Source organism: Pseudomonas sp. R76 (assembly GCF_009834565.1).
Lineage (GTDB): Bacteria > Pseudomonadota > Gammaproteobacteria > Pseudomonadales > Pseudomonadaceae > Aquipseudomonas.
Map to the genome: position 1 here is coordinate 1,616,265 of NZ_CP019428.1, position 14,793 is coordinate 1,631,057.

The 14,793-nt window shown below is 60.0% G+C and carries 18 protein-coding genes; 15 read left to right on the top strand and 3 right to left on the bottom strand.

Features of this window, described 5'->3' with window-relative positions; translation table 11 throughout:
- From PspR76_RS07290 to recX, 11 genes are all read left to right on the top strand, one after another.
- A complete protein-coding gene (locus tag PspR76_RS07290; protein WP_159954590.1) occupies positions 1-1,167 on the top strand; it encodes a phage tail protein in 1,167 nt (388 codons plus the stop codon).
- Positions 1,167-1,673: a phage major tail tube protein gene (locus PspR76_RS07295; protein ID WP_159954591.1), complete on the top strand. Its 507-nt coding sequence runs from the start codon at positions 1,167-1,169 to the stop codon at positions 1,671-1,673. The genes PspR76_RS07290 and PspR76_RS07295 overlap by 1 nt, the downstream gene beginning before the upstream one ends.
- A gap of 171 nt (positions 1,674-1,844) precedes the next feature.
- The gene (locus PspR76_RS07300; protein ID WP_159954592.1) at positions 1,845-2,417 is read left to right on the top strand and encodes a phage tail assembly protein; all 573 of its coding nucleotides are present in this window, start codon (positions 1,845-1,847) and stop codon (positions 2,415-2,417) included.
- A gap of 127 nt (positions 2,418-2,544) precedes the next feature.
- The gene (locus PspR76_RS07305; protein WP_159954593.1) at positions 2,545-4,023 is read left to right on the top strand and encodes a tail tape measure protein; all 1,479 of its coding nucleotides are present in this window, start codon (positions 2,545-2,547) and stop codon (positions 4,021-4,023) included.
- Positions 4,023-4,406, top strand: coding sequence for a phage tail protein (locus PspR76_RS07310; RefSeq protein WP_159954594.1), 384 nt, complete (start codon positions 4,023-4,025; stop codon positions 4,404-4,406). Before PspR76_RS07305 ends, PspR76_RS07310 begins: the two co-directional genes overlap by 1 nt.
- The gene (locus tag PspR76_RS07315) at positions 4,399-4,611 is read left to right on the top strand and encodes a tail protein X (protein WP_159954595.1); all 213 of its coding nucleotides are present in this window, start codon (positions 4,399-4,401) and stop codon (positions 4,609-4,611) included. Before PspR76_RS07310 ends, PspR76_RS07315 begins: the two co-directional genes overlap by 8 nt.
- Positions 4,612-4,620: 9 nt before the next feature.
- A complete protein-coding gene (locus tag PspR76_RS07320; RefSeq protein ID WP_159954596.1) occupies positions 4,621-5,631 on the top strand; it encodes a contractile injection system protein, VgrG/Pvc8 family in 1,011 nt (336 codons plus the stop codon).
- A gap of 22 nt (positions 5,632-5,653) precedes the next feature.
- Positions 5,654-6,211: a glycoside hydrolase family 19 protein gene (locus tag PspR76_RS07325; RefSeq protein ID WP_159954597.1), complete on the top strand. Its 558-nt coding sequence runs from the start codon at positions 5,654-5,656 to the stop codon at positions 6,209-6,211.
- A gap of 120 nt (positions 6,212-6,331) precedes the next feature.
- Positions 6,332-6,832: a CinA family protein gene (locus tag PspR76_RS07330; RefSeq protein ID WP_159954598.1), complete on the top strand. Its 501-nt coding sequence runs from the start codon at positions 6,332-6,334 to the stop codon at positions 6,830-6,832.
- Positions 6,833-6,915: 83 nt separating this feature from the next.
- On the top strand, positions 6,916-7,974 hold the full coding sequence (gene recA, locus PspR76_RS07335; RefSeq protein WP_003189042.1) for a recombinase RecA: 1,059 nt from the start codon (positions 6,916-6,918) through the stop codon (positions 7,972-7,974).
- A gap of 8 nt (positions 7,975-7,982) precedes the next feature.
- Positions 7,983-8,450, top strand: a complete 468-nt coding sequence (recX, locus tag PspR76_RS07340; protein ID WP_034118389.1) for a recombination regulator RecX — start codon at positions 7,983-7,985, stop codon at positions 8,448-8,450.
- 205 nt (positions 8,451-8,655) lie between these two features.
- Here the strand turns inward: recX and PspR76_RS07345 are convergent, their stop codons facing one another.
- Together PspR76_RS07345 and PspR76_RS07350 are read right to left on the bottom strand one after the other, a co-directional pair.
- The gene (locus PspR76_RS07345; protein ID WP_159954599.1) at positions 8,656-9,768 is read right to left on the bottom strand and encodes a TIGR00730 family Rossman fold protein; all 1,113 of its coding nucleotides are present in this window, start codon (positions 9,766-9,768) and stop codon (positions 8,656-8,658) included.
- 377 nt (positions 9,769-10,145) lie between these two features.
- Positions 10,146-10,586: a PA3611 family quorum-sensing-regulated virulence factor gene (locus PspR76_RS07350; RefSeq protein ID WP_159954600.1), complete on the bottom strand. Its 441-nt coding sequence runs from the start codon at positions 10,584-10,586 to the stop codon at positions 10,146-10,148.
- A 199-nt stretch (positions 10,587-10,785) separates the two neighbouring features.
- On the opposite strand from PspR76_RS07350, the gene PspR76_RS07355 reads away from it, so the two are divergent.
- From PspR76_RS07355 to PspR76_RS07365, 3 genes are all read left to right on the top strand, one after another.
- Positions 10,786-11,505: a tRNA-uridine aminocarboxypropyltransferase gene (locus PspR76_RS07355; protein WP_159954601.1), complete on the top strand. Its 720-nt coding sequence runs from the start codon at positions 10,786-10,788 to the stop codon at positions 11,503-11,505.
- A 252-nt stretch (positions 11,506-11,757) separates the two neighbouring features.
- Complete coding sequence (gene erdR, locus PspR76_RS07360; RefSeq protein ID WP_159954602.1) at positions 11,758-12,408, top strand: response regulator transcription factor ErdR; 651 nt, start codon at positions 11,758-11,760, stop codon at positions 12,406-12,408.
- 75 nt (positions 12,409-12,483) lie between these two features.
- Entirely contained in the window at positions 12,484-12,846 is a 363-nt protein-coding gene (locus tag PspR76_RS07365) for a diacylglycerol kinase (protein ID WP_094949927.1), read from the top strand.
- 3 nt (positions 12,847-12,849) lie between these two features.
- On the opposite strand, the gene PspR76_RS07370 is transcribed toward PspR76_RS07365, so the two are convergent.
- Entirely contained in the window at positions 12,850-13,776 is a 927-nt protein-coding gene (locus PspR76_RS07370) for a LysR family transcriptional regulator (RefSeq protein ID WP_057012105.1), read from the bottom strand.
- 124 nt (positions 13,777-13,900) lie between these two features.
- Here PspR76_RS07370 and fpr point away from each other — a divergent pair, with 124 nt between their 5' ends.
- The gene (fpr, locus tag PspR76_RS07375; protein ID WP_003189055.1) at positions 13,901-14,680 is read left to right on the top strand and encodes a ferredoxin-NADP reductase; all 780 of its coding nucleotides are present in this window, start codon (positions 13,901-13,903) and stop codon (positions 14,678-14,680) included.
- Positions 14,681-14,793 lie beyond the last annotated feature (113 nt).

Genomic DNA, 14,793 nt, shown 5'->3' on the forward strand with positions numbered 1-14,793 from the left:
ATGGCTGAGGTTCTTAACTTCGAGCACAACGGCATCACCGTGAATGCCACCGAATCCCCCGAGGCCATGGGTGGCCTTGGCGACAACGTCATCGGCCTGGTCGGCACCGCGCCGAATGCCCACGCGTCGATTCCAAAAAACGCGCCGTTTCGCATCAACAGCTTCACCACCCAGGCGCTGCTGGACCCCACCGGCGCCGAGGCGGGCACGCTGTTTCAGGCGGTGTACCAGATCCTTAAAGTGGTGAAGGTGCCGGTGTACGTGGTCATCGTGGAGGAGGGCGCAACCCCGGCCGACACGATCAATAACGTGATCGGCGGCAATGAGCCGACCACGGGCCGCAAGCTAGGCTTGGCAGCACTGAGCAGCGTGCCCGAAGACCTGACCATCATCGGCGCTCCCGGCTTCACCGGCACCAAGGCCGTGGCCGGTGAGTTCGCCTCTTTCGGCAAGCGCATCAAGGCCCGTGTGGTGCTGGATGGCAAGGACGTGTCCGTCGCCGACCAAGTGACCTACAGCGGCGAGCTGGGCGGTGCCGAGCTCGGTTTCGACCGTTGCCTGGTGGTGCACAACATGCCGTCGGTGTATTCCAAGGCGGCGAAGAAAAACGTGTTCCTGGCGCCATCCTCGTTGGCCATCGCCGCGCTGGCCAAGGTCAAGCAGTGGGAAAGCCCAGGCAACCAGGTGACGTTCGCCGAGGACGTTTCCCGCGTGGTCGAGTACAACATCCTCGACACGTCTACCGAGGGCGACCTGCTTAACCGCTACGGCGTGAGCTACTACGCCCGCACCATTCTTGGCGGCTTTTCGCTGCTGGGTAACCGCTCCATCACCGGCAAGTTCATCAGCTACGTCGGCCTGGAAGATGCCATCAGCCGCAAGCTGGTCAAGGCCGGCCAGAAAGCCATGGCCAAGAACCTCACCAAGTCCTTCATGGACCAGGAGGTCAAGCGCATCAACGACTGGCTGCAAACCCTGGTCGCCGACGAAACCATTCCTGGCGGCAGCGTGTACCTGCACCCGGAACTCAACAGTGTCGAGAAGTACAAGAACGGCACCTGGTTCATTGTCATCGACTACGGCCGCTATGCGCCGAACGAACACATGATTTATCAACTCAATGCCCGCGATGAAATCATCGAGCAGTTCCTGGAGGACGTTCTCTAATGTTTACCAACCGTGTAAGACAGGCCATTGCGGCCACCCTTCAAGGCCTGCCGTTGTCCGCGACCGTGGAGGAGTTCGACCCGCCGAAGATTGAATTCGAGATGGAAGCCATGTCCGGCGGGCGTTTTATCGCCGAAGAAATGGCCAAGAGCGGCAAAGTGCTCAACGCCACGCTGGTGCTGCAAGGCGCCGGCCCGGAAATCATGCTGGCCCTCGGCGTGCGCCTGGGTGATGACATCTTGCTGAACGTGCGTGAAGCCGGCCAGGACCAGGACGGCAAGACCTATTTCACTTATCACACCGTCGGCGGCAAGTTGAAATCCCTGGCCGAGGCCAAGCTGAAGATGGGCGAGAAGGCCACCACCACGCTGGAGCTGTCCTGCCGCACCTACAACCGCCTGGAAAACGGCATTCCGGTGATCGACATCGATGTGCGTACCCAGAAGTTCGTGCTCAACGGTGTCGACATTCTCGGTGATGCGCGCCGCGCGGTGCTGATGCCGTAAGGACGACCGTGGTTTGAAGTGGGCACAGTCATGTGGGAGCCGGGCTTGCCCGCGATGCAGGCGACTCGGTGTGCCTGGTGTACCCAGGTGATGCCATCGCAGGCAAGCCAGCTCCCACATTGATTGGCCTCGCTCTGAGATTTTCATACATGTTCAACAAGGAATTGCCCCATGGCCTGGATGCCACCGCTGCATATTCTGCTGTCTCCGATCACCGCCGACACTGGCGCGACGATCCAGCAGATTCAACTCAAACCGCTGTTCTACGCCGCGCAGAAAGCCGCGCTGGCCCGGGCCGGTGATGACGAGGACGACCAGTTTTTTGAACTGGCGAAACTCGCCACCGGCCTGTCGGAAAAAGAGCTCGACCAGCTCAAGCGCCCGGACTACGTGAGCATCGCTCAGTACGTACACGAAATGTCGACGCGCCCTGCGTCGTTCTTCCTGGATGCGCACGAAGAGGCGACCCACGACCAGCCGGTCCAACTCCTTTTGCCCCTCGACGCAGCCGGTCGCACCCTGACCGAACTGCCCCTGGAAATGCCCGCCCTGCGCGCCACCAAGGTGATGAAAAAACTCGCCACCAACAAAGAACGCGCCGAGTTCATCACTGCGCACTGCAGCGGCTTGATGCTCCCCGACCTGGCCGGCCTGACCGTGCCCGACTGGACGCAACTGCAGGAGCGCATCGACGATTTTTTAAATCAACCGGCGGACTTCTTTCGGAGCGCGACATCGAAGTAATCCTCGATGTAGTGCCGCTGATTTACTCGGTCAATGAGGCGGAAATCCTCGACTGGGACGCCGGAAAAGCATTGCGCCGCTACGACATTGCGATCTCTCGCCTTGGCGTCAAACAGGAGTAAGCGGGATGCAAGAGACTCAATTTCAGACCAGGCTTGCTCAGGAAGACAAACGTTGGCTGCTGGGCGATGCGGACCTCGGCCGTGTGCTGGCACCGTTTTCCGCAGACCTTGCTGCGCCGGTCAGTCTGGAGGCTTCGGCGCCGCAGGTGTCGCCGCAACAGGCGCTGACCACGGCGCTGGACAACGTCAGCGTGGACATCAAAGTCCTGACGCTGGAGCAAGTCCAGTTGCGCGAAACGCTGGAGACGCTCAACAGCACGCTGTTCATTACCGAAAATTCGCGGCTGACCCAGACGGCGGATGTTGGCACTGGAGCCACCCATAGCAAGCAGGAAAAACCTGTACCCGCTCCCCGTTCCTGGAGCGACCAGGGCCTTGAAATGGGCGCGGACGCGGCTAAGTTTGTGGGCAAGGAGCTGCTCTCCGGTTTGTGGGATAAGGCCAAGGATCGGCTTTCAGGCAACGCGCTTGATGCCGTGGCTGACAAGTTTCCAACGGCCGCCAAGTGGCTTAAAGAGGGCAAGGACAAGGACGGTAGCAAAGGCAAGGAGTGCTGCTGCACAGGAGCGCTTCCTGCTGATATCCGTGGCCCACTGGAGACGGCGACTGCACAGTTGCCTGAAAGTGTGGGCGAGACCACCCGGGAGAACGACAAGGCCCGCTCCAAAAAAGCCAATAAAAAGGGGCCGCGCGGCAAGCGTAGCAAGACCACTCAATCAAGATCACGCACGGTCAAAACCATCAAGGTCAGCAAATCAGCGGAGGTCAAATCGCAACGTTCCGCCAACGCGGGCAAGGCCGCGCCCCCGATCAACGTCATGGGCCAGCCGCAGCTTCCCTTCGACAGCAGACGGGTGGGCCAGGCCTCGTCCCATCTTCCCGGTCATTCGTTCGCGTCCTCTGCTGCACCCTCAACAGCCCTTCCCTTCGCTCGCGGTGCGAGCAAAGGCGTGGCAGCAGGGCTGCCGGGTGTACTGGCCAAACTTGAATCTTCCGCCGCCCGCCGCCTGGGCCCTTTGAAGTATGTCGACACCGCCATGGATGTGGCCCAGGGCATACGCAACGGCGACGCCAAAGCCGTCGGTGCCGGCCTCACCACCGCCGGTGGCGCCTGGGCTGGAGCCTCTGCTGGCGCCGCGATCGGCACGCTGATTTTTCCCGGCGTCGGCACCGCTGTCGGTGGCGCAATCGGCGGTTTGCTCGGCAGTGAGGCGGGCAGTTGGCTGGGCGATAAAGTGTTCGGCCAAAGTGATCGCTTGCCTGCGCCGACTGCGGTGAGCAAAGAACTTAATAGTGCGCGCGCGGACAGCGTGCAAGTCACCCTCGCACCGAGTATCCAGATCACCGGGGTCAACCCCGCCGATGCCCAGCAGGTCGTCAATCAAGTGATCCAGGCCCTGCAATTCCAGTGCATGCCGATGGTCACTGACGCCCTCGGTATCCGGCGCAACGTGGCACTGGCTGATCCTTCAGGAGGTGATTGATGCGACAACAAATGGTTCTCGGCGACTTTATCTTTGGCCTGTCTCGAGGCTTTGCCTATTCGTCGCTGGTGCGTACCAACGACGGCGGCTGGAGTGATTTGACGATTATTGCCAGCAAGCCTCAGTCGCGCCAGAGCGGTCAGAAGCTGGAAAAGCTCACGTTCAGCGGCACGGCGATGTACGCCGTTGGCATGCAACGCTTGGACGAATTGCGTGCACTGCAAAATGCGCGGGCGCCGCTTCCCCTGGTCGATGGCATCGGCCGCAACTGGGGGCTGTGGCGGATCAATTCGGTGGTCGAAACCCAGAGCAATGTGATCGATGACGGCACCGCCATGGTCATGGCCTGGACCCTTGAACTGGAGGAATTCGTCAATGCGTAGAGTGCGAAGTATTGCCGGTGATTCGGTCAACCTGCTGCTCTATCGCGAGTTGGGGCGATGTGATGACGCGGCGGAAGAGACCCTGTGGCGCCACAACCCTTTGCTTGCCGAATATGGCCCGGTGCTGCCGGCGGGTGTGTGGGTGATCGTGCCGGAAATGCAAGCGCGGCCCGCTGCCGTGCGACCCATTCTGGCCTGGGATTAAGGAGGCTGCATGGCACAGGGATTTACCCCGATCGTGGAGTTTTATGGCGCCAACGCGGCGCTGCTCAATCAACGTCTGATGCACTGGAGCCACACCGACGCTGCGGGCATTGAGGCTGACCGGCTGGAGCTGACGCTCAATATCGAAGGGCTCGAGGGTTTGCCCAGCCTGAACGGCAAGATCGGCCTGCGTGTCGGTTATGTGGAATCAGGCTTGGTGGAAAAGGGCGAGTTTGTCGTCAGCCAACGTACGCCCGTGCTGTTTCCCATGCGCTTGATGGTCGTGGCCACTGCCGCGCCCTTCAGCGTTGCGGACGCCAGCGGCTATCGCCAGCGTCGGTCAGCCAGTTACGGGCCGACCACCCTCGGCGCACTGTTTCGCCAACTGGTCAGCCGTCACGGCTATTCACCGCGTGTGGCGCCGGCCCTGGAGGGCATTGCCATCGCGCATATCGACCAGTCCAACGAAAGCGACATGGCGTTTATTTCGCGTCTGGCCAGGCTCTACCGTGCAGTCACCAAACCGATTAACGAACTGTATGTGTTGGCCGAAGCCGGTCGGGTCAATTCGCTCTCCGGCCAGCTACTGCCGGACGTGAAGCTGTCTGTCACCCAGGACAACCGCCCCGGTGAGCAGAGCTTCATCACCGCCAAACTCGACGAAAAGTCCCGCGCAAAATACGAAGGTTGTCGCGCCAGCTGGTGGGATGCCGGCGCCGGCAAGCAGCGCGTGGTTCAAGTCGGCAATGCGCCGTTCAAAACCTTGCGCCAACGCTACCAGAACGAAGCCGAGGCCCGCGCGGTGGCAGAAGGTGAGCTACGCCGTGTGGGGCGTGAAAAGCTGCAATTGCTGATCGATTGCCCAGGCAATCCATTGTTGGCCGCCGAAGGTCTGTTAGTGCTGGATGAGAGCTGGCCGTCTTATATGCAGGGGCGCTGGTCGATAAAACAAGTGGTGCATGTTGGCGATCCAGCCACGGGATACCGCAGTTCGATCACGGCGAGCGGGTTGTCGAAATAGATAATTTTAAAGAGTAGAACCAATGCTGATAACACTCCCTCAACTGCTGGGTGTGATGCCGGGAGCCCGCCTTAACGCGGGCGTTTTTTTAGCCCCCTTGAATGCAGCGTTTGCGCGTTACGCGATTAACACGGCCAAACGCGTTGCCGCCTTCCTCGCCCAGGTCGGTCACGAGTCCGGCGAACTGCGCTACGTGCGCGAGCTGGGCAGCGATCAATACCTCAGCAAATACGACACCGGCACCTTGGCCGCGCGCCTGGGCAACACCCCCGAGGCGGACGGCGACGGCCAGCAGTATCGAGGCCGGGGGCTGATCCAGATTACCGGGCGGCGTAATTATCTGGCCTGCAGCCAGGCGCTGTTTGGCGACGATCGGCTGTTGCGCCAGCCCGAGCTGCTGGAGCAGCCGCAATGGGCATGTGAATCCGCGGCGTGGTTCTGGCAGAGCAACGGTTTGAACGAACTCGCCGACAAGGACCAGTTCACCACCATCACCCGGCGCATCAATGGCGGGCTGAACGGGCTGGAGGACCGTCTGCAGATGTGGACACGGGCCAGGGTGGTGCTAGGCGTTTCTTAGCTTGCCTGCCAGGCGTACGTGCGCGCCGTCGGGCGTTAGCATCTTGATCCAGTCTGTCGCTTGCGTGTGCGAATTGCTCCTGTAGGGTAGGCAAATCCCCGCCTACTTCTGGAGACGACCGTGAAGGAAATCACTCAACTGGCCGCTGAATTGGGGCGCCGCTTGCAGGTGCTCAATGCCCACGTCACCACCGCAGAGTCCTGCACCGGCGGCGGTATCGCCGAAGCGATCACGCGGATCCCGGGCAGTTCGGCCTGGTTTGAAGCGGGCTATGTCACCTACTCCAATCGGCAGAAGACCCGGCAACTGGGGGTGCCAGAGGCGCTGTTCGCCAAAGTCGGCGCCGTCAGCCAGGAAGTGGTGGAGGCGATGGTGCGAGGCGCGCAGGAAAAAAGCCTGTCGCGTTTTGCCGTGGCGGTCAGCGGCGTCGCAGGGCCGGATGGCGGTTCGCCGGACAAACCGGTCGGCACCGTCTGGCTGGCGTTTGGTGTGGGCGAGGAGGTAACCGCCGAGCTGGCGCACTTCCCCGGTAACCGCGACGAGGTCCGCCGACAAACGGTAAAAGCCGCCTTGGAGGGCTTGTTGCGACGAGCTGCAGCAGAAATAGACAATCAGGGGTAGGCGATCTTCAATCTTTGTGGAACAATACTGTCTACTTATACAGGTGTTGGCCGTCAGGCCTTATTGATTACGTGAGGACTTTAATGGACGACAACAAGAAGAAAGCCTTGGCTGCGGCCCTGGGTCAGATCGAACGTCAATTCGGCAAGGGTGCCGTAATGCGTATGGGCGATCACGACCGTCAGGCGATCCCGGCTATTTCCACTGGCTCTCTGGGTCTGGACATCGCGCTCGGCATTGGCGGCCTGCCAAAAGGCCGTATCGTTGAAATCTACGGTCCTGAATCTTCCGGTAAAACCACCCTGACCCTGTCGGTCATCGCCCAGGCGCAAAAGATGGGCGCCACCTGTGCGTTCGTCGACGCCGAGCACGCCCTTGACCCTGAATACGCCGGCAAACTGGGCGTCAATGTTGACGACCTGCTGGTTTCTCAGCCGGACACTGGCGAGCAAGCCCTGGAAATCACCGACATGCTGGTGCGCTCCAACGCCATCGACGTGATCGTGGTCGACTCCGTGGCGGCCCTGGTGCCAAAAGCGGAAATCGAAGGCGAAATGGGCGACATGCACGTGGGCCTGCAAGCCCGCCTGATGTCCCAGGCGCTGCGTAAAATCACCGGTAACATCAAGAACGCCAACTGCCTGGTGATCTTCATCAACCAGATCCGTATGAAGATCGGCGTGATGTTCGGCAGCCCGGAAACCACCACCGGTGGTAACGCGCTGAAGTTCTACGCTTCGGTCCGTCTGGACATCCGCCGTACCGGCGCGGTGAAGGAAGGTGACGAGGTTGTTGGTAGCGAAACCCGCGTTAAAGTCGTGAAGAACAAAGTGGCTCCGCCATTCCGTCAGGCCGAGTTCCAGATTCTCTACGGCAAAGGTATCTACCTGAACGGCGAGATGATCGACCTGGGCGTGCTGCACGGTTTCGTCGAGAAGTCCGGTGCCTGGTATGCCTACAACGGCAGCAAGATCGGTCAGGGTAAGGCCAACTCGGCCAAGTTCCTGGCGGACAATCCGGACATCGCTGCCACGCTTGAGAAGCAGATTCGCGACAAGCTGCTGACTGCCGCGCCGGACGTGAAAGCTGCCGCCAACCGCGAGCCGGTTGAAGAAGTAGAAGAAGCCGACACTGACATCTGAATTAAACGATGACAGTTGTACTGGATACACTCGTCGCCGTTCGGCGCACGGCAATGGACCTGCTCGCTCGACGCGAGCATGGTCGAGTCGAGCTGACGCGTAAACTGCGTCAGCGCGGCGCAGAGCCCGAGATGATCGAAACTGCCCTCGACCGTTTGACGGAAGAGGGGCTGCTTTCGGAAGCCCGTTACCTCGAAAGCTTTGTTTCCTATCGAGCGCGCTCGGGCTATGGCCCCGCGCGAATTCGCGAAGAACTAAGCCAACGTGGCCTGCAACGCGCCGATATCGACCTCGCCCTGCGTGAGTGCGGCATCAGCTGGCAGTCGCAGTTGGAAGACACCTGGCGCCGCAAGTTTGCCGGCCATCTGCCGATTGATGCCAGGGAGCGTGCGAAGCAAGGCCGCTTCCTGAGTTATCGGGGGTTTTCGATGGACATGATCAGCCGCCTATTAAGCGGCCGGGACATGGACGACTGAGCTTTCGAACTGCTGGAATTTAAAATCGAGCTGGCTTGTGTGGGAGCTGGCTTGCCTGCGATGCAGACACATCGGTCCTTCAGTTGAACCGCGGTGACGCCATCGCAGGCAAGCCAGCTCCCACAGTAAATCTACAGCGGATAGAGCTTGGTAAAACAAAAAGGCCCACTATGAAAATAGTGGGCCTTTTTTTTTGCCTAAAAAATCACGCCGTCTCAGGCGTCACTCGCTGCTGCGCCTTGCCCTGAGCGTGTGCCCAGTTTTCCGGCAAATTGATGTAGTCCACCAACTCCCGCAGCCGGCCCTGATCACGGCCATTGAAGTTGAACACCAGCCGCGTCAAATGGCTGAACTTCGCATCATCATGTTCCTCGCCGGTATAGGCCTGCTGCTGGAACTCCCCACTCAGTCGCAGGCTGGCAAATTCGCTCTGCAAATGGGCCAGGGCACGCTCACTCAGCGGGTGATTCATGCGCACCACAAACTCACGCTTCAACCAGCGTGTGGAATGGAAGTTGGCATAGAACTGGTTGATTTCATCCACGGCTTCTTCAGCGCTGTGCACCAGGCGAACCAACTTGAGGTCGGTGGGCAGGATATAGCGGTTGGCTTCCAGCTGGCTGCGGATAAAGTCCAGGGCGCCCTGCCAGAAACCGCCGCCTGGCGCGTCCAGCAGTACCACCGGCACCAATGGGCTTTTGCCGGTCTGGATCAGTGTGAGTACTTCCAGCGCTTCATCCAGGGTGCCGAAACCGCCAGGGCACAGCACCAGCGCATCAGCTTCTTTGACGAAGAACAGCTTGCGGGTAAAGAAGAAGTGGAAAGACAGCAAGTTCTCGGTGCCGTCGATGGTCGGGTTGGCGTGTTGTTCAAACGGCAGCGTAATGTTGAACCCCAGGCTGTGTTCCAGGCCTGCACCCTCATGGGCGGCAGCCATGATGCCGCCACCGCCGCCGGTGATGACCATCAAGTCCGATTGCGCCAGCAATGCGCCGACTTCTCGGGCCAAGGCGTACAACGGGCTTTCTACCGGTGTGCGCGCCGAGCCGAACACGGTCACCTTGCGGCGGCCTTTGAACTGTTCGAGCACGCGAAAGGTATTGTCCAGTTCGCGGATGGCTTGCAGGGTGATTTTGGCGTTCCAGCGGTTGCGGTCGTCCTGGGCCATGCGCAGAACGGTGAGGATCATGTCGCGATAGAGGGGAATATTCGGGCTGTTGGGAGCGATCAGCTGGAGTTGCGCGTCGACCTGCTGTGTGAGGTCGGTCCCGTGTTCTTCAAAATGCCGGAGCAGAGCGTCATTCGATTCGTAAGGCATTCAACTTCTCCTTCTTCACAGAACCTGGGCCATCGGCGAGAGATTCGTCCGGGCCGCGACACTGCGTGTGTCGCTGCATGCCAGAGGCTGTGCACGGTGTTCGCCAAGCGGCAAAGCGGGTTCTGTATGTTCCTTGTGATTTAGAAACCTTTGCACTGCAAGTCGCAGAAGGGCAACCCTCTTTTGCCCTGAAAATGTTACAGAACGGCGTGGAACACGCACGGGAAGGGTTACCGGGATGACTTGATCATGAGCCGAGAAACCCTTGGCTGGCAACCGGTTATTGGCCACACATCATGGAGTTTAGCTGTCGGCAGGCAACTGCAGCGGGGGAAGTGCGCGCCACTGGACAGCAGCGCGCGACGGTCGAGCAACGGTTACTTTTTCTTCTTGGCAGCCGCAGGTGCCGGGCAATCCGCTTCTACAAACTTGACCGAGGCCACGGGGCGGTTGGTCTTGTTCTCGGTAATGTCGTAGCGCATCACGGCGCCCTTGGCCATCAGCTCGCGGTAGCCCTTGTTCAGGCACACGCTTTGACCCAGCTGGAAATACACGGCCTTGGGGTTGGCGCGCATCTGTTCGGCCCGATCAGGTTGCACACTGAGGTGGTCGATCAGTTGCATGCCTTCAACGGTGTAGGCCACTTCCAGGGTTTTTTCATCGATTTCCCGGGGCAGGTCTTTGTTGCTTTCAGCTGCGACGCTTTGCAGCTTCCTGTTCATTTGAGCCTCCAGCAGCGAGGCCGCGTGGGCGCTCATAGGCAGGACCAGCGCAAGGGCGACGGATGGGGCAACAAGGCGCAGCATGGAACGCAGCATGAAACTCTCCTGATTCGGTTACTGGTGCATAGACCAGCCACTGCGCTGTGCGTTCAGTGGCGCGTAATTATAGGGGAGCGCTTGCCACTACAGCCAGGCGTATCGCTCAGAAGTGCCAGTGGCTCTGTTAAACTGCCGGCACTTAAAGCCTGCCCCGAGTTTCCTCAGTGTCGATTTCCCCTTCTGCGGCGTGTACCCGATGAGCCACGCCGTCTCCCGTTTGCGCACTCAGCGCCTGGCGCGGGCCGTGCGGCCTTTTGTCAACCGGGGTTCGCGCGCCGAACGCTGCCCCGGCTGCCGGGTGATTCCCGCGTACTGCCTGTGTGCCTGGCGCCCGCAGGTGCAGGCCCGCTCGGCCATGTGCCTGCTGATGCACGATGTCGAACCGATGAAACCCAGTAACACCGGCTGGCTGATCGCCGATGTCATCGACGACACCACCGCATTTGCCTGGTCGCGCACCGAGGTCGACCCCGAACTGCTGACCTTGCTGGCCGACCCGCAGTGGCAACCCTACATCGTGTTTCCCGGCGAATTCGTCGCGCCCGAGCGGGTTGTCAGCGAGGTGAAGGTGGAGGAGGGCAAGCGCCCGCTGTTCATCCTGCTGGACGGTACGTGGAGTGAAGCGCGCAAGATGTTCCGCAAGAGTCCCTACCTGGAACACTTGCCGGTGCTGAGCCTGGCGCCCGAGCAGTTGTCGCGCTACAAATTGCGCCGTTCCAAGCGCGATGACCATTTCTGCACCGCCGAAGTCGCGGCGCTGTGCCTGGAGCTGGCGGATGATCAAGTTGCCAGCGAAGTGCTGGACGCTTACCTCGACGTATTCAGCGCCCATTACTTGGCGGCCAAGTTCCTGCTGCCGCTGGACCCGACGGACAGCGTGCATACGCGTCTCTCGCCGCATATCCCGGCGGTATGACCCGACAACGTTTGCATGATGGCACCGTAAACCCGCAACCCGCTAAAATGCCCACGGGCGTAGTGCTTGACCCCCCAGGCTACGCTGGGCATGCTGGGCGCCGATTGGGGCGTAACCGTGAATTTTCAGCGTCGTTGCAGGTGTTTTTGACGTTGAGCGTGCCCTGTGGCGATGGCTGCCTGGCTGTTGCCTTGTGTACTGGCGAACCCTGAACCCATCAGGGCAGCCATAAAAAACAGGATCATTTAATCAATGGCCACATACGAAATCCTGATAGCCGATGACCATCCGCTGTTTCGCAGTGCGCTGCATCAGGCCGTAACCCTGGGCCTTGGCCCCGACGTGCGACTGGTTGAAGTGGCCAGCATTGCCGAGCTGGAAGCCCGCCTCGGCGAAAAATCCGACTGGGACCTGGTGCTGCTCGACCTCAACATGCCGGGCGCCTACGGTTTTTCCGGGCTGGTGCTGTTGCGCGGGCAATACCCGCAAATCCCGGTGGTGATGGTCTCGGCCCAGGAAGAAGCTGACGTGGTGGTACGCTCCAAGGAGTTTGGCGCCAGCGGGTTCATTCCCAAGTCCAGCTCGATGGAAGCGATTCAGCAAGCCGTGCGCACCGTGCTGGACGGCGATGTGTCGTGGCCGCCGCAAGCGTTTGAAGAAATCAATGTGTCCGACGAAGCCAAGGCCGCCCGTGATGGCCTCGCCAGCCTGACGCCGCAGCAGTTTCGCGTGCTGACCATGGTCTGCGAAGGCTTGCTGAACAAACAGATTGCCTACGAGCTGAGTGTGTCGGAAGCGACCATCAAGGCCCACGTGACGGCGATCTTCCGCAAGTTGGGCGTGCGTACGCGCACCCAGGCGGCGCTGCTCTTGCAACAACTTGAGTCAATTTCGCAGCATTAAGTTGTTACTGGTTCACGCTTTTTTGACTTTGCGTCATCTAGTTTCCCCACTCCTTTGGTTCAGTTGCCTACATCTATGTCGCCTTTCAAGGGTCAAACCGGTATCAAACGTATCTTCAACGCAGGGGGCTATTCCCTGGATGGCCTGCGCGCGGCTTTCACTGGCGAGGCGGCGTTCCGTCAACTGGTGTTGCTCAACGTCATCCTGATCCCGTTGAGTTTTTTCCTGCACGTGAGCCGGGTCGAACGCGCCTTGCTGATCGCGGTGTGTCTGCTGGCCTTGATCGTCGAGTTGCTCAACTCCGCTGTGGAAGCCGCCATCGACCGGATCTCGCTGGACCTGCACCCGCTGTCGAAAAACGCCAAGGACATGGGCAGCGCCGCGCAATTCGTGGCACTGACCATGATCACCCTGGTGTGGGCCGTGATCCTGATCTAACGCTCAGGCGATGCTCGGCAGCACGATCTCGTCGCTGCGCTGCACCCCGGCGGTGAAGGCGCGGCACAGTTCCAGGAACTCGCGCATCGCCGAGGTCTGGTACTTCTGTTTATGCCAGATGAAATAGAACTGCCGGGCCAGGTCCAGGTCCGGGGTTTCCACCGGCACCAGGCTGCCACGGCGGAACGCATCGCGCAGCGCCAGGCGGGAAATACAGCCGATCCCCAGCCCGGACTCCACGGCACGCTTGATCGCCTCGGTGTGTTCCAGCTCCAGGCGGATATTCAGCGCGCTGCGGTGATGCCGCATGGCCTGGTCAAAGGTCAAGCGCGTGCCGGAGCCTTGCTCACGCAGAATCCACGCTTCATGGGTCAGCTCTTCCATGCTCGCCACGCCGCGTTTGGCCAGGTGATGTTGCGGTGCGCAAAACACCACCAGTTCGTCCTCCACCCAGGTTTGCACTTCGATGTCCGGGTGGCTGCAGTCGCCTTCGATTAGACCCAGGTCAATTTCGTAGTGCGCCACCTGATGCACGATATGCGCAGTGTTCTGCACATGCAGCTTCACCTGGCTTTCGGGGTGCTGCTGCATGAAGCTGCCGATCAGCAGGGTTGCGAGGTAATTGCCGATGGTCAGGGTGGCGCCGACGGCGAGCGAGCCGAAGCCGGACTTGCCGTTGAGCAGGTCTTCGATCTCCTTGGCCTGGTCCAGCAGCGCCACGGCCTGGGGTAACAGCTGATGGCCGAGGGCGTTGAGGCTCAGGCGTTTGCCCGCGCGGTCGAATAATTGGCAGCTGGATTGGCGCTCCAGCTCGGTGATCGAGGTGCTGGCGGCGGATTGAGATAAGGCCAGAAGGCCAGCAGCGCGTGAGACGCTTTCCTGCTGGGCGACGGCGACGAAAACTTGCAGTTGACGGAGAGTAAATCGCATATCGATATAACCGATAACCCTTATCTTAATAATCCAGTTAACAGATATTGTCGCCGCCATTAGAATGCTGTGCAATTGCGCATCTCAATCTTGGCGCAGACCCATTTCCAGGAGTCCCCCGTACATGAGCAACATGAACCACGAGCGTGTCCTCAGTGTTCATCACTGGAACGACACTCTGTTCAGCTTCAAGTGCACCCGCGATCCGGGCCTGCGCTTCGAGAACGGTCAGTTCGTGATGATCGGCCTGCAACAGCCAAATGGCCGCCCGCTCATGCGCGCTTACTCCATTGCCAGCCCGAACTGGGAAGAGCATCTGGAGTTCTTCAGCATCAAGGTGCCCGATGGCCCGCTGACTTCTCAGTTGCAGCATTTGAAGGAAGGCGACGAGATCATCATCAGCAAAAAACCGACGGGCACCCTGGTGCTTGACGATTTGAAGCCGGGCAAACACTTGTATCTGCTCAGCACCGGTACTGGCCTGGCTCCATTCATGAGCGTGATCCAGGACCCGGAAACCTACGAGCGTTTCGAAAAAGTGATCCTGTGCCACGGCGTGCGTTACGTCAACGAAGTCGCCTACCGCGAATTCATCACCGAGCACCTGCCGCAGAACGAATTCTTCGGCGAGGCCCTGCGTGACAAGTTGATCTACTACCCGACCGTGACCCGTGAGCCGTTCGAAAACGAAGGCCGCCTGACCGACCTTATGCGCAGCGGCAAGCTGTTCAGCGACATCGGCCTGCCACCGATCAACCCCGAAGACGACCGCGCCATGCTGTGCGGCAGCCCAAGCATGTTGGACGAAACCAGCGAAGTGCTGAACAGCTTCGGCCTGAAGGTTTCGCCGCGTATGCGTGAGCCGGGTGATTATCTGATCGAGCGTGCGTTCGTCGAGAAGTAAGCAGTCAGGCCATGTGCTGACTGAGCAACAAAGAAGACCTAAATGTGGGAGCGGGCTTGCTCGCGAAGACGGTGTATAAGTCGCCAAATCGGTTGACTGAACCACCGCTTTCG

Excerpts from the sequence above, each read along its gene's own strand:
- PspR76_RS07290 (WP_159954590.1), top strand. The coding sequence starts at position 1 with ATGGCTGAGGTTCTTAACTTCGAGCACAACGGCATCACCGTGAATGCC.
- PspR76_RS07295 (WP_159954591.1), top strand. The coding sequence starts at position 1,167 with ATGTTTACCAACCGTGTAAGACAGGCCATTGCGGCCACCCTTCAAGGC.
- PspR76_RS07300 (WP_159954592.1), top strand. The coding sequence starts at position 1,845 with ATGGCCTGGATGCCACCGCTGCATATTCTGCTGTCTCCGATCACCGCC.
- PspR76_RS07305 (WP_159954593.1), top strand. The coding sequence starts at position 2,545 with ATGCAAGAGACTCAATTTCAGACCAGGCTTGCTCAGGAAGACAAACGT.
- PspR76_RS07310 (WP_159954594.1), top strand. The coding sequence starts at position 4,023 with ATGCGACAACAAATGGTTCTCGGCGACTTTATCTTTGGCCTGTCTCGA.
- PspR76_RS07315 (WP_159954595.1), top strand. The coding sequence starts at position 4,399 with ATGCGTAGAGTGCGAAGTATTGCCGGTGATTCGGTCAACCTGCTGCTC.
- PspR76_RS07320 (WP_159954596.1), top strand. The coding sequence starts at position 4,621 with ATGGCACAGGGATTTACCCCGATCGTGGAGTTTTATGGCGCCAACGCG.
- PspR76_RS07325 (WP_159954597.1), top strand. The coding sequence starts at position 5,654 with ATGCTGATAACACTCCCTCAACTGCTGGGTGTGATGCCGGGAGCCCGC.
- recA (WP_003189042.1), top strand. The coding sequence starts at position 6,916 with ATGGACGACAACAAGAAGAAAGCCTTGGCTGCGGCCCTGGGTCAGATC.
- recX (WP_034118389.1), top strand. The coding sequence starts at position 7,983 with ATGACAGTTGTACTGGATACACTCGTCGCCGTTCGGCGCACGGCAATG.
- PspR76_RS07345 (WP_159954599.1), bottom strand. The coding sequence starts at position 9,768 with ATGCCTTACGAATCGAATGACGCTCTGCTCCGGCATTTTGAAGAACAC.
- PspR76_RS07350 (WP_159954600.1), bottom strand. The coding sequence starts at position 10,586 with ATGCTGCGTTCCATGCTGCGCCTTGTTGCCCCATCCGTCGCCCTTGCG.
- PspR76_RS07355 (WP_159954601.1), top strand. The coding sequence starts at position 10,786 with ATGAGCCACGCCGTCTCCCGTTTGCGCACTCAGCGCCTGGCGCGGGCC.
- erdR (WP_159954602.1), top strand. The coding sequence starts at position 11,758 with ATGGCCACATACGAAATCCTGATAGCCGATGACCATCCGCTGTTTCGC.
- PspR76_RS07365 (WP_094949927.1), top strand. The coding sequence starts at position 12,484 with ATGTCGCCTTTCAAGGGTCAAACCGGTATCAAACGTATCTTCAACGCA.
- PspR76_RS07370 (WP_057012105.1), bottom strand. The coding sequence starts at position 13,776 with ATGCGATTTACTCTCCGTCAACTGCAAGTTTTCGTCGCCGTCGCCCAG.
- fpr (WP_003189055.1), top strand. The coding sequence starts at position 13,901 with ATGAGCAACATGAACCACGAGCGTGTCCTCAGTGTTCATCACTGGAAC.